The sequence below is a fragment of the Microbacterium endophyticum genome, from assembly GCF_011047135.1.
In the GTDB taxonomy this organism is placed as follows: domain Bacteria; phylum Actinomycetota; class Actinomycetes; order Actinomycetales; family Microbacteriaceae; genus Microbacterium; species Microbacterium endophyticum.
In genome coordinates this window covers 227,615-245,981 of the sequence record NZ_CP049255.1, presented here as the reverse complement: position 1 = coordinate 245,981, position 18,367 = coordinate 227,615, and the positions used below count along the sequence as shown (strand labels likewise).

The following is an 18,367-nucleotide window of genomic DNA, read 5'->3' as shown; positions in this document are numbered from 1 at the left end:
ATGACGACGAGAAGCACCCGTAGTCCCCGACGCAGAACGGTCGTCGCACTCGCAGTGGTTCTCGCTGTGCTTTCTGGATTCGTGGTGCGATTGGTCGATATCCAGGTCGTCAACGCTGACCAACACATCGAAGATTCCATGGAGTTGAGTCTCGGCAGTGCTCAAAAACTTTACGGTGCACGCGGCGAAATCGTTGATGACGAGGGTGAGACTCTTGCGGGCTCAATTCTTCTCTACGACGGTGTGCTTTCACCGATGAACATCGCGCCGATCGAGAAAGAGGTCGACGGCAAAACAGTGACTGTGTCGGTTGCTGACCAGGCCGCACAGATGGCCGCGATCACGGGACAGACCGCTGAAGAGATCCAGCAGATCATCGCTGACGCTCTTGCCGAGAACCCCAATTCTCAGTTCGCTTATCTGGCGCAGAGCCTCTCTACCGAGCAATACCGAGCTCTGGCAGATCTCGGTTACTCCTATCTGACTTTCTCGCCACACCCCTCACGGACCTACCCGGATGGTGCGGTTGCCGGAAACCTCGTCGGGTTCGTCGGAAGCGACGGATCAGCGCTGGCAGGTCTGGAGAAGACCGAAAACTCGTGCCTCGCTTCGGAGGACGGCGAAGTCCTCTACCAAAAGGGCGCCGACGGGGTTGTGATACCGGGCACTGAGACGGAAACCGCAGCTGTCGACGGCGGCACACTGAAACTAACGATTAACCGTGATTTGCAGTGGTACCTGCAACAGCTCATCGCTGAGCAGACAGAGAACATGGGCGCGCAAAGCGGCACGATCACCGTCGTCGATGCCAAGACTGGCCAGATCAAGGCCGCGGCCGAATTTCCCACGGTTGATCCGAACGACATCAACGCGTCGTCTTCCGACGACTGGTACTCGCGGATCTTCAAGAACACCTTCGAGCCCGGGTCGACGTTCAAGCCTTTGACCGCTGCGAGTCTGCTGGATTCCGGTGCTGCCACGATGGACACGACGGTGTCCGCGTCAAGTCTTGAGTACTTCGCGGATGGTGCACGTGTACGAGATGCCTTTGTACACCCGGCATATAACTATCACCTGACCGGGGTCCTAGTGGACTCGTCGAACGCCGGTATCTCGAAGTTCGCAGAGCTCGAGAGTGCGCAGACACGATACGACTACCTCAAGAGCTTCGGGATTGGAAGCGGCAGCGCAGTCGATTTCTCGGGCGAGGAGTCCGGGCTGATCTATCCGCCCGATGAGTGGGGAACTCAGACCTTTTACAACACAGCTTTCGGTCAGGGGCTCACGACCACTATCCCCGAGCTGGTCGGGGCGTATCAGGCAATCGCGAACGACGGAGTCAAGATTCCACTTTCTCTCGTCGAATCTTGCACCAGTGCGGACGGCACCGTTACAAAGCCCGACACCACTGACACGACACAGGTCATCAGCTCAGAAACTGCCGAAGATGTGCAGCAGATGATGGAGAACGTCGCTATTCAAGGCGATCTGTCAGATCAGGTCCAGGTGCCGGGCTATCGCATCGCGTTCAAAACCGGAACTGGCGAGAAGTCAGACGGGAACGGCGGCTATAAGGCCGGCGTCTACTTCACGACGATGATCGGATTTGCTCCGGCAGACGACCCACAGTACGTCGTCGCTGTCACCCTTGACGAGCCCACTAAGGTAACGTCATCTGCGGCCACAGCGCCGGCCTTCCAGAAGGCCATGACGCAGGTTCTCAAGACCTTCCGCGTTATGCCGAGCGACACACAGCCCACCATTCTTTCGAAGTTTGGTTGAGCGGCGCTGACACCAGTGGCCAACCCATCATGATTTCTCTCACTCTCACTGACCTCGCCCGCGTCATCAACGGATCGCTCGTCCTCCACGGATCGGCGACCGCTGACACGCAGGTCGATGGCACCGTCGACACGGATTCGCGCAACATCGGGCCCGGCGACATTTTCGTCGCGAAACCAGGCGAGGCCACGGATGGCCACTTGTTCGTGCCGACCGCTGCATCGCAGGGTGCGCTTGTTGCGATCGTTGAACATGTTGTCGAGGCATCCATCTCGCAGATCGTCGTCGCAAATACGGTGGATGCGCTTGCGGATTTTGCGCGCGAAGTCGTTGCCAGAGTTCGTGCTCGCGGCGAACTGCAGGTTGTGGGCATCACCGGCTCAAACGGCAAGACCACCACGAAAAACATGCTGGCGCATATCCTCGCGGGAGCGGGCGAAACGGTAGCCCCACACGCGTCGTTCAACAACGAAGTGGGCGCTCCGCTCACAATGCTTCGGGTGACCGAAGATACGGCGTACCTCGTGAGCGAGTTCGGGGCGAGTGGCCCCGGCGAAATCGCACGACTGGCGGGCCTTGTGACACCCGATGTCGGTATCGTGCTGATGGTGGGCATGGCTCACGCCGGCGGCTTCGGCGGCATCGAAGAGACTTTCCGCGCCAAATCAGAGTTGGTGCGCGCTGTTCGCCCCGGCGGGCTTGCCGTGCTCAATGCTGACGATGGCCGTGTTGTCGCGATGAGCCCGATCGCGGAAGAGTGCGATGTCGCGGTTCGTTGGTTTGGCCACACATCGACAGCAGATGTCCGTGCCGCTGACGTCGAAGTGACTGCTGAGGGCACCATCTGCACCGTCTCGGTTGATGGAGTGAGCGCTCAGCTTAGGCTGCGCGTGCTTGGTGCTCACCATGTCATGAACGCCCTCGCTGCTCTTGCGGCAGCCACAGCGCTCGGTGTGAGCATGACAGACGCGATCAAGCGGCTAGAAGAGGTCGAGATCGCCGAGCGCTGGCGGATGCAGCCACTCGGCTCAGACCGCGTGCGCATCATCAACGATGCCTACAACGCGAGTCCCGACTCGATGTCTGCGGCACTGCGGACCCTTGCGCAAATCACCACTCCGAGTCAGCGCCGAGTCGCTGTGCTGGGGGCAATGAGTGAGCTGGGGGAATACGCCGAAGACGAGCATGACCGCATCGGCTTACTCGCTGTCCGTCTCGGTATTGAACGAATCGTGATCATCGGCGAGCCTGCGCGCCGCATGTTTCTTGAAGCAGTCGCGCAGGGGTCGTGGGACGGCGAAGCCGTTTACTTCGCCGACGCCGACGCAGCCTATGACTATCTGGTCACGGAACTTCGCGATGGCGATCGTGTGCTCGTAAAGTCATCCAATTCAGCCGGGCTCCGCTTTCTCGGCGATCGTCTGGGAGAATTCTTCTCGTGAGATCACTCCTAACAGCCGCTGCGATCTCTCTCGCATTCACTCTTTTTCTCACCCCCGCATTCCTGCGGCTCTTTCGCAAATGGGGCTGGGGTCAGGTTATTCGCACGCCCGAGGATGGAAACATTCCGGCCCACGAAGCCAAGCGAGGAACGCCCACGATGGGTGGGACGATCTTCATCGCCGGCACGATCGTCGGCTATCTCATCGGCACGTATGTCGGCAACAACCCGCCCACAATCTCCGGAATTCTCGTGCTCTGGATGATGGTGGGATTCGGCGTTGTCGGCTTCATCGATGACTACATGAAAGTTCGTCAGCAGCGAAGCCTCGGGCTCTCGGGCTGGCGAAAGATCCTCGGTCAGATAGTGGTCGCTGTGCCGTTCGCTATCGTTGCGCTGAATTTTCCGAATACTGCCGGATCAACGCCAGCAAGTCCCTATATCTCTCTTTTCCGGGACGTACCGGCATTGTCTTTCATGGCTCTCGGCGCCATCGCGGGATGGATTCTCTACACGGTGTGGATCACGCTCATCGGAGTCGCGGCATCCAACTCTGTCAATGTCTCAGACGGGCTTGATGGCCTCGCTGCCGGCGCCGGCATCTTCGTCGTAGGTGGCTTCAGCCTCATGGCGTTCTGGCAGTTCCAGCAGCTCTGCGCTCGAAGCGCACTCGACCCCGTGAACCAGCCAGGATGCTACGACGTCCGCGACCCGTTCGACCTTGCGATCATCTCGGCGTCGTTCGTTGGCGCGCTCGTCGGCTTTCTCTGGTGGAACGCGCCGAAGGCTGACGTCTTCATGGGAGACGTGGGTTCGATGGCTATCGGCGGAGTCGTTGCAGCGATGGCGATCCTCATGCGTGTCGAACTGTTGCTCGTGCTGGTTGCCGGCGTCTACGTCGTCGCCTCGGGATCAGTGATCCTGCAGCGGCTGTACTTCAAACTCACCCGAGGAAAACGACTATTCCTCATGAGCCCACTCCATCATCATCTTGAGATGCGGGGATGGCCCGAGATCACGATCGTCGTCAGGATGTGGATTATCGCGGGGCTGCTCGCGCTCACCGGTGTTGGCCTGTTCTACGTCGAATGGTTGTCGCGAACATGACCGCGCCACTTTCGGAACTCACCAGCTGGCATGCCGACTGGAAAGGTCTGAAGGTCGCAGTACTCGGGCTTTCTGTTACTGGATTCTCCGTCGCCGATACGCTGACGGAGCTGGGCGTCGAGGTCCTCGTGCTCAGTGAGTCGGCCGCCGAAGAATACGAGCGACTCGTGCCCGTCATCGGCGCGACACTGTTGCTGGGTCCACTCGATTCCCCGCCGATAGCTCTCATCGAGTTCGAGCCCGATGTGGTGATTGCCTCACCCGGATTTTCGCCGCGGCATCCGCTTATTACGTGGGTGAGCGAACAGCAGATCCCCCTCTGGGGCGATGTTGAGCTCGCTTGGCGCGTGCGCGACAAAGTCCTCACACCGCGAGGAGAACCTGCAGCGTGGGTCTTGATCACCGGCACGAACGGGAAGACCACGACGGCGCGACTTGCGGCGACGATGATGACCGCTGGCGGTCTTCGCGCTGCGCCGTGCGGGAACATCGGCGTGCCGGTTCTCGACGCGATTAGGGATCCGAGCGGGTTTGACGTCCTGGTGGTGGAACTTTCGAGTCATCAGCTTTGGTACCTGAGTCTGCAATCGGGGCCCAATCGGCTTTCACCTCACGCGAGTGTCTGTCTCAACCTTGCGGATGATCATCTCGAATGGCATGGGTCTGCTGCGGCCTATCGCGACGCGAAAGCGCGTGTATACGACAACACGAAAATCGCCTGCGTCTACAACAAGGCCGACGACGCTACGCGGCTGATGGTCGAAGATGCCGAAGTCGTCGAGGGCGCGCGTGCAATCGGATTCGACCTCGGCATCCCCGGACCGAGCGATATGGGTCTTGTCGACGGAATTTTGGTTGATCGCGCGTTCGTCGCCGAACGCCGCACGAGTGCCCAGGAACTTACGACACTCGCAGAATTGGACGAACGCGGCCTCGGAGCGCCACACATCGTGGCGAATATTCTTGCCGCGAGCGCGCTCGCGCGCGCGTTGGATGTCGACGCAGCCGCGATTCGCTCGGCACTTCGGGACTTCGAGCTCGACCCCCATCGCATTCAGGTGGTTTCGCGCGCCGGCGGTGTTCTATGGGTCGACGACTCCAAAGCCACCAATCCCCACGCAGCCGCATCGTCCCTCGCGACCTACCCGGGTGCAATCTGGGTTGTGGGCGGTCTGCTCAAGGGAGTCGATATCGCTCAGTTGATTTCAGATCGCGGTGCGAAAGCTCGCGCGGCGATTGTCATTGGAATCGATCGGGAGCAGATCGTGGCAGCGTTCGCGCGACACGCGCCCGCGGTGCCCGTGTTCGAGGTCTTGCACAGTGAGACTGAGGACATCATGGCGCGGGTCGTTGAACTTGCTTCGGGAATTGCGGCAGACGGAGACGTAGTTCTGCTCGCCCCCGCCGCCGCTTCATTCGATCAGTTCTCTTCCTACGCAGACCGAGGGCGCAGATTCGCTCAGGCGGTGCAAGAGAGAGAAGGAGGGGCCGACGGTGACGACGACAGCCCCACGCCCGGCCCCATCGGCTGACGATTCCGCGAAACGCGGTCTCGCTGCTCGGGTCACTCTCGGCCGGGTCTTCGCCCCTGTACCGAGTGAGTTTCTGCTCATAGCGTCAACCGCGTTGTTGTTGACGGGGTTCGGGCTTGTCATGATCTTGTCGGCAACGTCGGCTGCGGCGGACCCGTACGCTGCGGCCCTCAAGCAGGGCGTGTTTGCGCTGCTCGGCGTGCCTCTGATGTTCATCTGCTCGCGACTGCCGATTGTGTTCTGGAAGCGAATCGCGTGGCCGGCGCTGATCTTCGCAACGCTCTTTCAACTTCTCGTTTTCACCCCGTTGGGAATTGAAAACGACGGAAACCGCAACTGGATAAACATTGCAGGGTTCCAAGCACAGCCGTCTGAGTTTTTGAAGCTGACCCTGGCTATTTGGCTGGGCTTCATTCTGTATCGCAAACGGACCTTGCTCGCGGACTGGCGGCATGTATTCATCCCCGCAATTCCGGTCGCGGGCGCGGTCATCGCAACTGTTATGGCCGGGCACGACCTTGGCACCGCGATGATCCTTTTTCTCATCGTTTTGGCTGCGCTCTTCTTCTCGGGAGTGAAGCTGCGGATCTTCATCCTTCCCGTGATTCTCTCGATCGGCGCTGTTGCTGTTCTTGCCATCACGAGTCCTGACCGCATGCGCCGCTTCATGAGCTTCATCAGCGAGGACTGCCTCGCTGACTACTACAACGGGTGTTACCAGCCTCTTCATGGGATCTGGGGGCTCGCAAGTGGCGGGTTCTTCGGACTCGGCCTTGGCAATTCGAAAGAGAAGTACAGCTGGCTTCCGGCGGCTGCCAACGATTACATCTACGCCATCGTTGGCGAAGAACTGGGCATGATCGGATGCATCGTGGTGCTCCTGCTGTTTGCCCTGTTCGCGGTCGGTGCGTTTCACATCGTGCGTAAGACTGATGACCCCTTCGTGCGTATCACCGCTGGCGCCATCACGATCTGGATCGTTGGACAGGCGCTTCTGAACGTGGGCGTCGTGCTGCGACTCCTTCCGGTATTCGGTGTGCCGCTGCCGTTCATGTCCCAGGGCGGCACATCCTTGCTTTCTGTGTTGCTTGCGTGTGGTGTACTGCTCTCTTTTGCGCGTACCCTGCCAGTGAAAACAAGCGCGCGAAGGTAACGTCGTACGGTGACCACGTATCTTTTGGCCGGCGGAGGCACCGCGGGCCACGTCAATCCTTTGCTTGCCGTCGCAGACGCGCTGAGAGCGCGCGACCCCCGCGCTGAGATTCTCGTTCTCGGAACGCGAGAGGGGCTCGAAGCGCGCCTTGTGCCGCTTCGTGGATATGAACTGCTTTTCGTTGAGAAGGTTCCGTTTCCGCGCCGTCCCAATCGAGCAGCTGTGACTTTTCCCGCGAAGTATCGACGCGCCGTGTCGACAGTTCGTGCGCTGCTGAAGGAACGGTCGGTCGATGTTGTCGTTGGCTTCGGCGGATACGCGGCGGCTCCGGCGTATGTCGCCGCTCGCCGTGAGCGCGTGCCGTTCGTCGTTCACGAAGCTAACGCTCGACCGGGCCTTGCGAACCGACTTGGCGCGAGAAGTGCCGCGGCAGTGGGTGTCGCTTTTGAGGGCACTCCGCTGGCCCGGAGCAAAGTGGTCGGTATGCCGCTTCGACGCGAGATTGTCGAGCTTGATCGCGAGGCATTGCGAGACGAAGCTGCTGTCTTCTTTGGGCTCGATTCCGAGATTCCGACACTTCTGGTGTTCGGCGGATCACTGGGAGCGCTGAGACTGAACACTGCGTTCGGTGACGCAGCCCGTGCCGTGCGTGCCGCCGGCTGGCAAGTTCTTCATGTCACGGGGGAGCGATCTGAACTTCCCGACCCGGGCATCCCGGGTTATATCCTCCGTCGATACGTCGACAGAATGGATCTCGCCTTCGCGGTGGCTGATGTGATCGTCTCGCGCGCTGGCGCGGCAACAGTGAGTGAGATCGGGGCTCTCGGCATACCAGCGCTTTATGTTCCGTATGCGGTCGGAAATGGCGAGCAGGCTCTCAATGCTGCGGCATCCGTCAGCGCGGGGGCTGCACTCATCATTCCGGATAGCGACTTCACCGGAGATTGCGTGCGTACTCTCGTCGTGCCGCTGTTGCAAGACTCCGCGCGCATCGACCGCATGCGCGCTGCCGCGTCAGGCGTGGGAACACGACGTGGCTCCGAGAACCTCATCGAATTGATCGATGCTGCGCTCGAGAGCTGACGGGCGCGGCGGCGCCTTCTCTCAGACGCGCCGATCTAGAATTGTGACGTCATGATCAGACCTGATTTAAGCCTCCCGATTCCCGAGTCCATCGAGGCTGCGCACTTTATCGGTATCGGTGGTTCTGGTATGTCGGGCTTAGCGCAGATGTTCTTGGCGCGTGGCATCCGGGTCTCTGGATCTGATCGTGCGGACAGCGCTGCGCTTCGTGCGCTGGCCGATGCTGGTGCAAACGTGCATATCGGTCACGATGCGGCGCACCTCGGCGACGCCGACACCGTGATTCACACGGGAGCGATTTGGCCCGAAAATCCTGAGTTCGTCACGGCAAAAGAGCGCGGGATGCCGGTGATTCACCGTTCTCAGGCGCTGCATTGGCTCATCGGCGATCGTCCGTTGGTATCTGTTGCGGGAGCGCACGGAAAGACCACATCCACGGGCATGATCGTCACCGCGCTCCAGGAACTCGGAGCGGATCCGAGCTTCGTGAACGGCGGGGTCATCGCACAGCTGGGCGCATCGAGCGGGCCCGGGACGGATGACCTGTTTGTCATCGAAGCCGATGAGTCGGATGGCACCTTTGCGCTTTACAACACGTCTGTCGCGCTGATCACGAATGTAGACCCGGATCATCTCGATCACTGGGGGAGCGAAGACGCGTTCTTCGATGGATTCGTAAATTTTGCAGACGGAGCCCGAGACGCTGTCGTCATTTCATCAGACGATGCGGGTGCACGCCGAGTGCGCGCCGCGCTGTCGCACAGCAATGTCACCACCTTCGGAACAGCGGACGACGCTGACGTGCGCCTCAGCGATGTGGTCACCGAAGGGCCCGTCTCCTTCACCCTTTCGGTTGGCGCCGAGGCGGCTGATATTCGCCTGTCCATACCGGGTGTGCACAATGCGGTGAACGCTGCAGGAGCGGTCGCAGTGCTCATCCAACTCGGTTACGGACTCGAGAATGCAGCTCGCGCCGTCACTGGATTTACCGGGACGATTCGCCGTTTCGAGCTGCACGGCACCGAACGAGGCGTCAGCGTCTTTGATGACTACGCACATCACCCCACCGAGGTTGCTGCAGCCCTCGCCGCTGCGCGAAGCGTGGTGGGGGATGGGCGAATCATCGCAGTTCATCAGCCGCACACATATTCACGCACGCAATTGATGTCTCGCGAGTTCGCCCAGGTGTTGGAGCAGTACGCAGACCACACCGTCGTGCTCGATGTGTACGGCGCACGCGAAGACCCGATTCCGGGGGTCACTGGCGAGCTTGTCAGCTCGGCATTCGTTGACTCCGCTCACGTTCGCTACGTCTCGGACTGGCAAGAGGCGGCTGAGTACACCGCGGCCGTGGCGAAAGACGGTGACTACGTCATCACGCTCGGTTGCGGAAACGTGTATCAAATCATTCCTCAGGTACTTCACGCTCTCGCGCTCTCTGGAAGCTGAAACGGATGCGCCGCCCGACTCCGCTACCGCCGACGAGTCGGCCTCCGCGCGAATCATTTTCGCGAGCTGAGTTTTCTGAGACTCCCGCATCGGGTGACGGTGAGCTTCTCGCGCCTGTCGTCTCACTCAACCCCGACCGAGAGCAGCCGGCTCGCGAAGTGGAGGTTGAGGTCACGGGTGAGCAGGCATTCGGCCTGGAGTCTTCTGCTGTGCGTGGCAGCGTCCGGTGGCGAGACGTGTGGCGAGCGGCCCGCGCGAGACGCAAAGCGCTCCGGGCCGAAGTTCGACGATTCACCGTGCGTCAGCGCCGGCGACGGATGGTCGCTATCGGTGTTGTGTCGTCTCTCGCTCTGCTCGTGCTCGTTACAGTAGGTGCCGCCTATAGCCCGCTGTTCGCCGTCGAACAGATCACCGTCGTTGGAACTTCTCAGTTGGATGCGGGCGAGGTGAGCGATGCTCTCGCCGATCAGATCGGCACTCCTCTCGCTCAGGTTGATTCCAGCGCGATCAAGGCGGCGCTTGTTGCTTTTCCGCTTGTTGAGACCTACGCGCTTGAGGCGAAACCGCCACATGAACTCGTCGTGAGGATAGTGGAACGAACGCCGCTTGGCGTCGTCGAAACTCCGGCAGGCTTCAGCACCGTCGACGGCGCGGGCGTGGTCTTGTCGACCGCGCAGTCAGCGCCGGAAGACCTGCCGTCGATAGCGGTGGAAGGTGGGCTCGGTTCGGACGCGTTTCTCGCCGCAGGACAGGTGCTGCGGAGTCTTTCGGATGATCTGCGAGCGCAGGTGACGGCGGTGACGGCTACGTCCGCGAACGATGTCACCTTGACCCTTGGTGGCACCGATACGAACATCGTTTGGGGAAGCGCCGATGATTCGGCCTTGAAATCGCTGACGCTGCAGAAGCTGATGGATGCCAAACCTCCCGAGAGCGTGAGTTTCTACGACGTCTCATCTCCCGATGTCGCGGTAGTCGGTTAAACCCTCGACCAGAGGTTGAACCGTTCTGGAGAACGAAGTCGCGACACGCGGAGTGGGGTCCCCTCGCATGTTCGCCTGGATCGTAATTTCGATTCAGGAAATGCATGCTGAACTGCTCTTTAAGCCTCAACGAGAGGTTGAAGGTTTAAGAGAGTAGTTCGGGACGAGACGGAGGCCGGCATGAGCCAGAATCAGAACTACCTCGCGGTGATCAAGGTTGTCGGCGTGGGTGGTGGCGGCGTTAACGCTGTCAACCGCATGATTGAGCTCGGCCTTCGCGGTGTCGAGTTCATCGCGGTGAACACCGACGCTCAGGCGCTCCTCATGAGCGATGCTGATGTCAAGCTCGACGTCGGACGAGAGCTCACTCGTGGGCTCGGTGCCGGAGCAGACCCCGAAGTCGGCCGTCGTGCCGCAGAGGACCATGCTGAAGAGATCGAAGAGGCGCTGTCCGGTGCTGACATGGTGTTCGTCACCGCTGGTGAGGGCGGCGGCACCGGCACCGGTGGAGCGCCCGTAGTCGCACGCATCGCAAAGTCGATCGGTGCGCTCACGATCGGTGTCGTAACCCGGCCGTTCTCTTTCGAGGGTCGTCGCAGGCAGAGTCAAGCCGATGAAGGCGTAGCAAAGCTTAAAGAAGAGGTCGACACCCTGATCGTCGTGCCGAACGACCGCCTCCTCGAGATCAGCGATCGCGGAATTTCGATGATTGAAGCATTCGCCACTGCAGACCAGGTTCTCCTCGCGGGTGTGCAGGGCATCACAGATCTCATCACGACGCCCGGACTCATCAACCTGGACTTTGCCGACGTGAAGTCGGTTATGCAAGGTGCTGGCTCGGCTCTCATGGGAATTGGTTCAGCGCGAGGAGCTGACCGCGCGATCAAGGCCGCAGAACTTGCCGTCGAGTCACCCCTGCTTGAGGCCTCGATCGAGGGCGCCCATGGCGTACTTCTCTCGATTCAGGGCGGTTCCAACCTTGGGATTTTCGAAATAAATGATGCAGCGCAGCTCGTTAAAGAAGCAGCGCACCCCGAAGCGAACATCATCTTCGGAACCGTGATTGACGACACCCTCGGCGATGAGGTTCGGGTCACTGTCATCGCTGCCGGTTTTGACGGGGGAGAGCCGCAGCTGCGGATCGAGCCAGTGGCTGCGACGCGCGCACCCGCAACGCCCGCAGCCCCGTCGGTATCGGCCATGGAGGCTGCGAGTGAACGGGAAGAGAGCGAAGACCGCTCGCCCGTCGTTCCTGTGACAGCGGGCGTATCGGAAGCATCCTCGTATGACTCCGCGTTCTCCGAGGATGACCTAGATATTCCTGACTTCCTCAAGTAGCAGTTCGGTAGCTCGTAACGTGACATTTTCTGGTGATGCGCTCATCGATCGTCTGAAGACGATCGATGAGCGCATCGCTGATGCTGCTCGCGCCGCGGGTCGCGAACCAACGGACATCACTCGAATCGTGGTGACAAAGTTTCATCCGCCAGAACTTATTCGCGAACTCTACCGACTCGGTGTTCGAGATGTCGGCGAGAATCGGCAGCAGGAATACAGTGCGAAAACTGAAGAGCTCTCTGATCTTTCGGATCTGAACTGGCACTTCATCGGCCAGATTCAGTCCAAGAAAGCAAAAGCCGTTCGTGCCGGAGCGGCGCTCGTGCACTCGGTCGACAGGGAGCGCGTGGCTGACGCTCTGGACCGCGCCGATTCCGACGGCCAACTCGACGTGTTCGTGCAGATTAACCTCACGGATGACCCGGGTCGCGGCGGCGTCTCGCCCGAGAGTGTCGACGCACTCGCGACGCATATCGCTGGTCTTCCCACTCTCCGTCTCCGGGGGGTTATGGCCGTCGCGCCTCTTGATGAGTCACCAGCATCTGCTTTCGCACGGCTTCGTAACTACAGTGCCCTCGTGCAAACTGTCGTGCCGGACGCGACGTGGATGTCAGCGGGCATGACAACAGATTTCGCCGAGGCGATTGCCGCGGGTGCGACACACCTGCGTATCGGCTCGGCAATCACGGGTCCGAGGCCCGTGCAAGGTTAGCCTCGAAACAGACGAGCAAAACGGAGGATCCGATGTCGAACCCGCTCAAGAAGACCATGGTGTACCTGGGCCTCGCCGACGAGGAAGAGGTCTACGAAGAGACCACCGCGCAGCAGCCTACGAGCCGCAAAATGCAAGCGGTGGAGAAGACGGATGCGCCTGTGACCCCCATTCACCGACCGGCAGTTGTGCGTCAGCCTGCTGTGGGAACTGTCAGCGAAATTTTGACAGTTCACCCGAAGCAGTACCGGGACGCACAGGTCATCGCGGAAAACTTCCGTGATGGCGTGCCAGTTATCATCAACCTCTCGCAGATGAGCGACGCAGACGCTCGCCGCCTGATCGACTTCGCAAGCGGCCTCTCACTGGGTCTCTACGGTCGCATTGAGCGTGTGACGAGCAAAGTATTTTTGCTTTCACCTGAGAACGTCGCGGTCTCCGGCGATGGCGCGGTCGCACAGGCCGACGCCGAGTCGGCGCCCTTTGCGCAGTAGTCGCTGATCGTGGAGGTGCTTCGCCTCGTTGCGTCCATCGCCAACGTTCTCTTACTGCTTTACGTATTCACGCTTTTCGGTCGCTTGATTTTGGAATACATTCCGATCTTCAACCGGGAGTGGCGACCTCGAGGTGCGAGCCTTGTTGCCGCCGAAGTCGTGTACACCCTGACCGACCCGCCCATCAAGCTTTTTCGTCGTTTCATTCCCCCGCTGCGCGTCGGAATGGTCTCGATTGATTTGGCCTTTGCGCTCACGATGCTCGTCTGCTTCGTTTTGCTGAGCGTTACCCGCACTCTCGCTGCCGCGTAGCGGACGCGACTATGCTTTCCTGAAGTGTCCCAATAAGGGACTTCCCCCTGACCTCGGCCAGCCGCCAGAGCCCCGAAAGAGGAACCACAATGGCATTGACTCCGGATGACGTCGTCACCAAACAGTTTCAGCACGTCCGGTTCAAGGAAGGTTTCGACCCGGATGAGGTCGACGACTTCCTTGACGAAATCGTTGTTGAATGGCGAAAGACCATCGCCGAGAACGATGAGCTGAAGGCGAAGCTCGCAGCTCTTGAGTCCGGCGAATCCGCCGCTCCTGAAGCGACTCCCGAAGAGGAGAAGCCGGCCGCTGAAGCCCCAGCTGAAAAGCCCGCTCCAGTCACCGAGCAGGCCCCTCAGCCGGCCGCGCAGAGCGCTGGAATCATCGAGCTTGCTCAGCGCTTGCACGACGAGCACGTCGCAGAGGGCAAGGCCACTCGTGACCAACTCGTAGCGGATGCCAAGTCTCAAGCAGCCACAATCGTCGCCGAGGCTGAAGCCACCGGTCGCGATGAGATGGTGAGACTCGAGAAAGAACGATCCACTCTCGAGAACCGTATTTCGGAACTTCGACAGTTCGAGCGCGATTACCGTTCGGAGCTTCGTGGCTACATCGAAGGCAAGCTGCGTGACCTTGAGACGACAGCCACCAACTCGGGTAACACTCCCGTGTCGGCTATCGGTCTCTAAGAAGGCCTGTTGACAGGCCGAACGCCTCTTCGCTCGGCAGCGGCCGGCACTATTCTCGCAACTCTTGCGATTGTGGTGCTGGCCGCTGACCAGTTGACGAAGTATTTGGCGATATCGAATCTCCCCGCCGAAGAGTCGGTTCCGATTTTCGGTGACTTTTTGGTGTTCTACTTGATCCGAAATCCCGGCGCCGCGTTTTCGCTCGGCGAAGGTGTGACGTGGATCTTCACGATTGCATTGGCGCTGGTCGCCCTCGCGATCATCTATCTTTTTGTGTCTCGCCGAGTGCAGTCACGGGCGTGGGCGATCGTGCTCGGGCTCCTGCTCGGCGGAGTGCTGGGTAATCTTTCGGACCGTATTTTTCGCGAACCTGGGTTTCCCGTGGGTCACGTTGTCGACTTCATATCGACACCGTGGATGATGCCGGCGATCTACAACGTCGCTGATATGTTCATCGTCACGACGATGATCGCTGTGGCGGTTCTCGTATTGATTGGCCTCGGACTCGATGGCACTCGCGAACGTCGCAAGACCTCAGCAGAAGAAGTTGTGGGCGAGGACTGAAGTGGAGCTGAGAAGCCTGCCCGTGCCTGATGGCCTCGAGGGCGTGCGCGTCGACGCTGCACTCGCCAAAATGCTCGGGTTCTCGCGCACTTTTGCGGCTGAGGTCGCTGATGCCGGAGGGGTACTCGCCGACAATCGGCAGCTCTCGAAGTCGGATCGCCTTCACAGCGGCACATGGCTCGAGGTGTCTTGGGAACCGAAGCGAGGCGCCGAAATCGTGCCGCTCGCAGTGCCGGACCTGGGCATCATCTGGGATGACGATGAGATCGTCGTGATCGATAAACCAGTTGGGGTCGCAGCCCACCCCTCAGTTGGGTGGGATGGGCCGACAGTGCTCGGCGCTCTTGCCGCCGCAGGATTTCGAATTGCGACAACCGGTCCGGCGGAGCGTCAGGGAATCGTTCATCGGCTCGATGCCGGAACAAGCGGACTCATGGTCGTCGCCAAAAGCGAGCGGGCATTCACGGCCCTCAAGCGTGCGTTCAAGGAACGAGACGTCGAGAAGGTGTATCACGCGGTCGTCCAAGGGCACCCCGATCCATTAGCCGGGACGATAGACGCGCCGATTGGCCGTCATCCCTCGCACTCATGGAAGTTTGCGGTGGTTCCCGATGGCAAGGATTCGGTTACCCACTACGAGACGCTTGAGGCTTTTCGCGGCGCATCGCTTCTCGAAGTTCACCTTGAGACGGGCCGTACGCATCAGATTCGTGTTCATATGGCGGCGCACCGGCATCCGTGCGTGGGTGACCCGCTTTACGGAGCTGACCCGACGATGTCAGCACGCCTGGGGCTCACCCGTCAGTGGCTTCACGCGCATCAGCTCAGCTTCACTCACCCGGGCACCGGGGAATGGGTGACTTTCCGCTCGGAATACCCAGCCGATCTAGCTCACGCGCTAGACGTACTACGCGGCGAATGAACTAAGAGCCGGTTTCGAATCGGGTTGTGCCCCGAAAATCGACAGCCGACGCAATCCGCTGCTTCATGTCGCCACTGAGTTCGTCGAGTTCATCGAGCTGGAACCAGCCGACTGACGTCATCTCTCCGTCGGCCGGATACGGTTCGCCATCGAGCCATGTGCAACGGAACGTGAGATCTAGATAGTCGGTTTGATCCCCGTTTTCGTAGGTGACGCGGGGGATCTGATGCACCCAGGTCAGGCTGTCGACCCGAATTGTGACGCCGGCCTCTTCGAGTGCTTCTCGAGCGGCAGCGATCGCTGGTTCTTCGCCCGGGTCGATGATTCCGGTTATGGGCGTGAGCGCACCGTTGTCGCTCCGACGTCCGAGAAGCACGGATTCATCGCGAATGATCACCGCGGTAACACCCGATAAAGAGAGCGGTCGGTTCCCAACAAAACGGCGCAGTTCAAGAATGAAGTCCGGGGTTGCCATCTTGCCACCGTACTGCGGCCGACCGGCCTCGCGCTCCGTACGAATGTGTCGGCCAGGCTAAAGGTTGTTTCCGCCGCGTTAATACTCGGCCAAACCGTTCGGATGGGCGGGGTTTTCCCTCTATGTTTTTGGTCAAGTGACCAACTTGGAGAGAACATGGTTGATATTCAGCGGCGCGTTGTCGTCATCACCGGCGCAAGCTCCGGCATCGGCGAGGGATTCGCGCACGAATTCGCGCGGCGTGGCAACGACCTGGTTTTGGTGGCGCGTCGCGCATCGCTCCTCGAAGCCATCGCACAGACGCTGCGAGACACGCACGGCGTGCATGTCGAGGTGATCGATTGTGACCTCGCTGATCTCAGTTCCGCCGCGGGCCTGGTTTCGAGTCTCGCCGAGAGGGGATTGACGGCATCGGGCCTGGTCAACAGCGCAGGGTTTGGCACGGCTGGCGAATTCATCGTTGAAGACCTCGCGCGGATGACGTCAGAAATCCTGCTCAACGTTGCTGCGCTCACAATTCTTACGCGGTTACTCCTGCCTCAACTTGTCGCAACGCGCGGGGTGCTTGTGCAGGTATCAAGCAACGCATCGCATCAGCCGTTGCCTGGCATGGCTGTCTACGCCGCGACAAAGGCCTATGTGACTTCGCTCACCGAGGCGCTCTGGCGAGAGATGAAAGGTAGCGGCGTCAGGGTGCTCGCGCTTTGTCCTGGGCCGACTGACACAGGTTTCTTCTCAGCGGCCGCTAGCGAAACATTTAAAGTGGGGGCCGTTGCGGAGGTCACGCAGGTTGTAGACGCCACCTTTCACCACCTTTCGCGGCGGCGCCCGGGACCTGTCCTCACCATCGGCAGACGAAATCAGGTTCAGGGCACGCTTTCCCGCATCGCTCCGCGGCGGTTGCGGCTCGCGGTCGCTGCACGGCTCGTAGGCGAGGCATCCTGATGCGGAGGATTCCAGTCGCACAGCGCCGCGAGGAACTGGTCGCGGCGGCCATTCGGGTGATCGTCCGCGGCGGTGTTTCAGCTCTCACCACGCGCGCGGTCGCAACCGAAGCGGACATGCCCCTCGGCGCGATCCACTACATTTTCGAGTCGCAGGACGACCTCATGGCTGCCGTCGTGGATGCTGTCACTGACGAGGAGCGTATCGCTGCAGAGAGTCGAACTCTTGAATCGGCATCCGTCGAAGACGCGGTGAGAGACGGCCTCGAGGCCTATATCGCGGTTCTCGAACGAGATCCGACGCGCGAACTCGCCGTTATGGAGCTGGGTCTCTTCGCGCGCCGCAAAGACCCGTCGGGTCGCATGCGGTCGCAGTGGATGGGCTACTACGAAACAGCGACCGATCTTTTGAGTATTGCGGCCCTTCGAAGCGGCATCGAGTGGACCCTCCCGGTCTCCGATCTCGCACGATCTCTCATCGCCGCGCTCGATGGGATCACAACAACGTTCCTCGCCGACGGAGATGGCGTTGCTGCTCGACGCACGGCGGCCTTCTTCGCATCAGCTTTTACCGTTCACACCCGCCCAGCCCTCAAGGAATCCCCCGATGCTCACTGATACCGATGACACGGTTCTCGCCGCCATCAATTTGCACGCCGTTTTCGGCACTCTCCCAAGGCTCGTGGAACTTGTTCCAGCCGCGAATTCTCTCGTTGCGGAGCTCTCAAGTCCCGTCACGCTCGATCTGGCAATCGTGGGAGGTATTCATTCGCGCCTGGTCTTCTCACCCGACGGTATCGAAGAAGGCGGTGAGCCCCGCGGTACGAGAGCGCGTCTTTACTTCCGCTCTGCCGCGCACCTGAATGCCGTGATTGCTGGAGATGCTCAGCCGATCCCGCTTGCAGGCCCGCGAGGTTTGCGATTTCTCACGGGTGTCTTCACTCCATTGACGGCTTTGCTCGCAAAATATCTCGAGCCGACGACGGAAGCCCTCTCGGACGAAGACTTTTTTGAGGCGAGCAGCCTGCTGACGCTGAACGTCGCGGTCAACGCCATCACGATCGTCGCCAACGCGGATCGCAGCGGACGCTTCAGTGCGGCGCAGATGGCGGACGGCGAACTCGATATCGAAGTGGGGGATTCGCTGCGGTATCGCATCAGTGTCGAGAAACATCGCCTCACCCTCGTGCCCGCCGGCGCATCGCCAGCGCGGGCAGTGTTCGGTTTCGCGAATCTCGCGACAGCGGGTGACGTGATCGCAGGGCGAGAAAGCGCGCTCGCCTGTGTCTGCGATGGGCGCATTGCAATGCGCGGCTATATCCCGCTCGTAGACAACACCAACCGCATCCTCGACCGCGTCGGCCAGTACCTCGGAAAGTGAACTGAA

General features: G+C 60.3%; 19 protein-coding genes. 18 read left to right on the top strand and 1 reads right to left on the bottom strand.

Annotated features, from left to right (window positions below):
• The 15 genes from G6N83_RS01215 (at position 1) to G6N83_RS01145 (ending at position 15,561) form a co-directional block, all read left to right on the top strand.
• The gene (locus G6N83_RS01215; protein ID WP_165138515.1) at positions 1 to 1,782 is read left to right on the top strand and encodes a peptidoglycan D,D-transpeptidase FtsI family protein; all 1,782 of its coding nucleotides are present in this window, start codon (positions 1 to 3) and stop codon (positions 1,780 to 1,782) included.
• Between the two features lie 29 nt (positions 1,783 to 1,811).
• Positions 1,812 to 3,224: a UDP-N-acetylmuramoyl-tripeptide--D-alanyl-D-alanine ligase gene (locus G6N83_RS01210; RefSeq protein WP_165138513.1), complete on the top strand. Its 1,413-nt coding sequence runs from the start codon at positions 1,812 to 1,814 to the stop codon at positions 3,222 to 3,224.
• A complete protein-coding gene (mraY, locus tag G6N83_RS01205; protein WP_165138511.1) occupies positions 3,221 to 4,330 on the top strand; it encodes a phospho-N-acetylmuramoyl-pentapeptide-transferase in 1,110 nt (369 codons plus the stop codon). Before G6N83_RS01210 ends, mraY begins: the two co-directional genes overlap by 4 nt.
• A complete protein-coding gene (murD, locus tag G6N83_RS01200) occupies positions 4,327 to 5,862 on the top strand; it encodes a UDP-N-acetylmuramoyl-L-alanine--D-glutamate ligase (RefSeq protein WP_165138509.1) in 1,536 nt (511 codons plus the stop codon). The genes mraY and murD overlap by 4 nt, the downstream gene beginning before the upstream one ends.
• Positions 5,825 to 7,015 carry an FtsW/RodA/SpoVE family cell cycle protein gene (locus G6N83_RS01195; RefSeq protein WP_165138507.1) on the top strand — a complete coding sequence of 397 codons (1,191 nt, stop codon included), beginning with the start codon at positions 5,825 to 5,827 and terminating at the stop codon, positions 7,013 to 7,015. The genes murD and G6N83_RS01195 overlap by 38 nt, the downstream gene beginning before the upstream one ends.
• A gap of 9 nt (positions 7,016 to 7,024) precedes the next feature.
• Positions 7,025 to 8,098, top strand: coding sequence for a UDP-N-acetylglucosamine--N-acetylmuramyl-(pentapeptide) pyrophosphoryl-undecaprenol N-acetylglucosamine transferase (locus G6N83_RS01190; RefSeq protein ID WP_165138505.1), 1,074 nt, complete (start codon positions 7,025 to 7,027; stop codon positions 8,096 to 8,098).
• A gap of 51 nt (positions 8,099 to 8,149) precedes the next feature.
• On the top strand, positions 8,150 to 9,547 hold the full coding sequence (murC, locus tag G6N83_RS01185) for a UDP-N-acetylmuramate--L-alanine ligase (protein WP_165138503.1): 1,398 nt from the start codon (positions 8,150 to 8,152) through the stop codon (positions 9,545 to 9,547).
• Positions 9,548 to 9,552: 5 nt separating this feature from the next.
• The gene (locus G6N83_RS01180; RefSeq protein ID WP_165138501.1) at positions 9,553 to 10,530 is read left to right on the top strand and encodes an FtsQ-type POTRA domain-containing protein; all 978 of its coding nucleotides are present in this window, start codon (positions 9,553 to 9,555) and stop codon (positions 10,528 to 10,530) included.
• A 180-nt stretch (positions 10,531 to 10,710) separates the two neighbouring features.
• Positions 10,711 to 11,868, top strand: coding sequence for a cell division protein FtsZ (gene ftsZ / locus G6N83_RS01175; protein WP_165138499.1), 1,158 nt, complete (start codon positions 10,711 to 10,713; stop codon positions 11,866 to 11,868).
• 19 nt (positions 11,869 to 11,887) lie between these two features.
• Positions 11,888 to 12,580, top strand: coding sequence for a YggS family pyridoxal phosphate-dependent enzyme (locus tag G6N83_RS01170; RefSeq protein ID WP_165138497.1), 693 nt, complete (start codon positions 11,888 to 11,890; stop codon positions 12,578 to 12,580).
• Positions 12,581 to 12,612: 32 nt separating this feature from the next.
• Positions 12,613 to 13,074 (top strand): cell division protein SepF, encoded by a 462-nt coding sequence (locus G6N83_RS01165; protein ID WP_165138495.1) that lies wholly within the window; start codon positions 12,613 to 12,615, stop codon positions 13,072 to 13,074.
• 9 nt (positions 13,075 to 13,083) lie between these two features.
• Positions 13,084 to 13,386 (top strand): YggT family protein, encoded by a 303-nt coding sequence (locus tag G6N83_RS01160; RefSeq protein WP_165138493.1) that lies wholly within the window; start codon positions 13,084 to 13,086, stop codon positions 13,384 to 13,386.
• An 89-nt stretch (positions 13,387 to 13,475) separates the two neighbouring features.
• On the top strand, positions 13,476 to 14,075 hold the full coding sequence (locus tag G6N83_RS01155; RefSeq protein ID WP_165138491.1) for a DivIVA domain-containing protein: 600 nt from the start codon (positions 13,476 to 13,478) through the stop codon (positions 14,073 to 14,075).
• Positions 14,076 to 14,084: 9 nt separating this feature from the next.
• Positions 14,085 to 14,639, top strand: coding sequence for a signal peptidase II (gene lspA, locus G6N83_RS01150; RefSeq protein ID WP_165138489.1), 555 nt, complete (start codon positions 14,085 to 14,087; stop codon positions 14,637 to 14,639).
• Position 14,640: 1 nt separating this feature from the next.
• Positions 14,641 to 15,561 carry an RluA family pseudouridine synthase gene (locus G6N83_RS01145; RefSeq protein WP_165138487.1) on the top strand — a complete coding sequence of 307 codons (921 nt, stop codon included), beginning with the start codon at positions 14,641 to 14,643 and terminating at the stop codon, positions 15,559 to 15,561.
• Position 15,562: 1 nt separating this feature from the next.
• Here the strand turns inward: G6N83_RS01145 and G6N83_RS01140 are convergent, their stop codons facing one another.
• Positions 15,563 to 16,036 (bottom strand): NUDIX hydrolase, encoded by a 474-nt coding sequence (locus G6N83_RS01140; protein WP_165138485.1) that lies wholly within the window; start codon positions 16,034 to 16,036, stop codon positions 15,563 to 15,565.
• Between the two features lie 156 nt (positions 16,037 to 16,192).
• Here G6N83_RS01140 and G6N83_RS01135 point away from each other — a divergent pair, with 156 nt between their 5' ends.
• The 3 genes from G6N83_RS01135 to G6N83_RS01125 are packed head-to-tail and all read left to right on the top strand — an operon-like array spanning position 16,193 to position 18,361.
• The gene (locus G6N83_RS01135) at positions 16,193 to 16,981 is read left to right on the top strand and encodes an SDR family NAD(P)-dependent oxidoreductase (RefSeq protein WP_165138483.1); all 789 of its coding nucleotides are present in this window, start codon (positions 16,193 to 16,195) and stop codon (positions 16,979 to 16,981) included.
• On the top strand, positions 16,981 to 17,598 hold the full coding sequence (locus G6N83_RS01130; RefSeq protein WP_165138481.1) for a TetR/AcrR family transcriptional regulator: 618 nt from the start codon (positions 16,981 to 16,983) through the stop codon (positions 17,596 to 17,598). Before G6N83_RS01135 ends, G6N83_RS01130 begins: the two co-directional genes overlap by 1 nt.
• The gene (locus G6N83_RS01125; protein ID WP_165138479.1) at positions 17,588 to 18,361 is read left to right on the top strand and encodes a hypothetical protein; all 774 of its coding nucleotides are present in this window, start codon (positions 17,588 to 17,590) and stop codon (positions 18,359 to 18,361) included. Before G6N83_RS01130 ends, G6N83_RS01125 begins: the two co-directional genes overlap by 11 nt.
• Positions 18,362 to 18,367: the final 6 nt, after the last annotated feature.